The 2708-nt window shown below is 42.1% G+C and carries 2 protein-coding genes and 1 pseudogene; 1 reads left to right on the top strand and 2 read right to left on the bottom strand.

Going from position 1 to position 2708, the window contains the following annotated elements:
• Positions 1 to 96 (bottom strand): annotated as a pseudogene (locus EXZ60_RS18705) (cysteine hydrolase); the annotation flags it as partial.
• Between the two features lie 185 nt (positions 97 to 281).
• On the opposite strand from EXZ60_RS18705, the gene EXZ60_RS18700 reads away from it, so the two are divergent.
• Positions 282 to 1250, top strand: a complete 969-nt coding sequence (locus EXZ60_RS18700; protein WP_277436141.1) for an IS30 family transposase — start codon at positions 282 to 284, stop codon at positions 1248 to 1250.
• A gap of 613 nt (positions 1251 to 1863) precedes the next feature.
• Here EXZ60_RS18700 and EXZ60_RS18695 read toward each other — a convergent pair.
• Complete coding sequence (locus tag EXZ60_RS18695) at positions 1864 to 2145, bottom strand: hypothetical protein (protein WP_170907960.1); 282 nt, start codon at positions 2143 to 2145, stop codon at positions 1864 to 1866.
• Between the last annotated feature and the right edge of the window lie 563 nt (positions 2146 to 2708).

Below are 2708 nucleotides of genomic sequence, written 5' to 3'. Positions count from 1 at the left end.
ATTGATGCGAGTTAAAACCTCATTTCTTTCAAACGGTTGAGGTGTTGGGTCAAACAAAATATTCTGCACATCAATAACAAGAACTGCTGATTTCATAGAATCTCCTTTTGAATAAGGCTAACGCCCGGCTAAGGGGTTGACAACGCACCGCCGAACTCAAAAAGCACACTGTAAACATTGAACTTCAATCTTGGATTCAAGTACGAAGTGCGACACCTCTGAACATAAAAACAGTAAGGTGCGATAATCATGAAGTTTGCTCCCGCCAAGAAGTAAAAAACATGAAATACACACACCTCACTGAGATTGAAAGGTATATGATTTCTGCGCTCAGAAAGCAAGGGATCAGTACCGCAAAAATAGCTAAACAACTGGGGCGTCACAAAGCCACTATCTATCGAGAAATTGAACGTAATTGTCGTTACAACAAGTTCTTCGATAGGTACTCTTATCAACCAGAGCGAGCACTGCAAATGGCGCGCAACCGGCTTAGTCGTTCACGGCGAAATAAACGCTATACCGAACTTGACTTCAGACTACCTGAAGCATTGCTACGACTGGATTGGAGCCCTGACCAAATCGTCGGATACCTAAGAATGAGAGGCTATCCAACAATGAGCCACGAGCTCATTTATCAGCACGTTTGGAACGATAAAACTCTCGGTGGAACGTTATGGAAACACCTACGCCAATCCACCAAGAAAAGGCGTAAAAGGTACAACTCAAAAGACAGTCGAGGACGGCTGGCAAATAAGCGTCATATTTCCGAAAGACCTGCAGACGCTGAGCATCGAAAAGAGCCTGGCCACTGGGAAATTGATACCGTCGTGGGTCGCGGAACCAAGCACTGTATCGTCACTTTAGTCGACAGAATGACTGGCTACACTTTTATCGGTCAAATGGACGATAGAACAAGCGAGTCACTCAACGTAAGAATGAGCAAAATCATGACCCGCTCTGACTTACCTTTTAAAACGATAACATCAGATAACGGCACTGAATTTCATGGTTATGCACAACTAGAAAAACACCATAACTGCCTGTTTTACTTTGCAAATCCATACCATTCATGGGAACGAGGCACTAATGAAAACACCAATGGTTTGATACGACAATACTTACCAAAACGAACCTCCATGTCACACGTGACACAGAAGTTGTGTAATGAAATTGCATATAAATTAAATACACGCCCACGCAAAAGGCTTGGGTATAGAACACCAACGGAGTATATTCATGCGCATCTGTAGAAAGTGTCGCACTTCAAACTTGATACTAAGCAAATTCAATAAGATAAACCAGAAGTTACACCAAATTTGATTAAGAAAACAATCAAAATATTGGTTAAGTGAACCAAGAATCAGCCAAAGCCTGAACCGTGATAAATAAGCCACCAAAACAAAGTCCACCTTTCAGCGACAAACCAAGCTTTTGAATGAGAAAAACTCAACAAGCAAGACTTTCAGCAAATGCGAAATGATCGATTAACTTGCCATTTCCACACTTTTCACCCGCAAAACTGACAACGCGCCAACGCTAAAACCAATTGAGGCAAACAAAGACATTTGCCTGTTTTACGGTTTGAGTTAACCAAGAATTTGAGGGTAAAAATGCTCATTTGCCGACAGCACAAAACGAATAGCCGGAGAAATCCCAAAAGGTTGAACCCCTAAATTTACCTGAGTTGCATAACGCCCGGCTAAGGGGTTGACAACGCACCGCCAGACTCAAAAAACCACTGTAAACATCGAACTTCAATTTTGTACTAAAGCCGCCACGCGTTGGCAATCCCTCTTGAGCCGTTTGTTATATTTTCATTCTCTACACTAACGTGACCGACTGTTTAGGATTGCCGACAAACCATTAACAAACTGATATTTCTTGCTTTTCCAAAACTGTAGCAGCTTCCGCACGCTCAATGATTTTTAACAATACAGATTGAATCGCTTCGTCTTCGCGGGCATCTTTGTCACTTGTAAAGCGTTGTATTTGAGGCTCGGCATTCTCCTCAGGTAAAAAGGTGATAACGACTTCAGTCGCTAAATCCGTCGTTTTACCGAAATACTCTAATGATATTTGCGGATAACCTTTGAAACCTCTTTGTACTCGTTTCAATATGCGTTTTTTCGCTTTATCCACGTTCATCATGAATCCTTTTTGATTGCTGAACTTAAAAAAATATAACGCCCGGCTAAGGGGTTGACAACGCACCGCCGGACTCAAAAAACCACTGTAAACACTGAACTGCAATTTTGCACTAAAACCGCCAAGCGTTGGCAATCCCTCTTGAGCCGTTTGTTATGCAAATTCAATGAGATAAACTGAATTATCACGACCAAAAGCCACAATTGCAATGGTTGAGTGATTCAAGAATCAACCCAAGCAAGAACTGTGGTAAATGAGCCGCCGAAACAAAGCCCACCTTTCAACAACAAACCAAGCTTTTGAATGAGACAAACCCAACGAGCGAAAATTTCAGCAAGTGCAAAATGCTCGATAAACTTGCCCTTTCCACACTTTGCACCCGCAAGATTCACAACGCGCCAACGTTAAAACTGATTGAGGCAAACAAAGAACCTTATCTGTTTTACGGCTTGAGTGAACCACGAATTTTAAGGTCAAAAAGCTCATTTGCCGACAACACAAAACGAATAGCCGGAGAAATCCCAAAAGATTGAACCCCTAAATTTACCTGAGTTGCATAACGC

Source organism: Vibrio sp. 1151_11 (genome assembly GCF_029478525.1).
In the GTDB taxonomy this organism is placed as follows: domain Bacteria; phylum Pseudomonadota; class Gammaproteobacteria; order Enterobacterales; family Vibrionaceae; genus Vibrio; species Vibrio anguillarum.
Note: the sequence above shows the minus strand (reverse complement) of the source record. Positions and strands in the feature narration are given on the sequence as shown.

What these genes read in the sequence shown, in the direction of transcription:
- EXZ60_RS18700 (WP_277436141.1), top strand. Translation starts at nt 282, where the DNA reads ATGAAATACACACACCTCACTGAGATTGAAAGGTATATGATTTCTGCG.
- EXZ60_RS18695 (WP_170907960.1), bottom strand. Translation starts at nt 2,145, where the DNA reads ATGAACGTGGATAAAGCGAAAAAACGCATATTGAAACGAGTACAAAGA.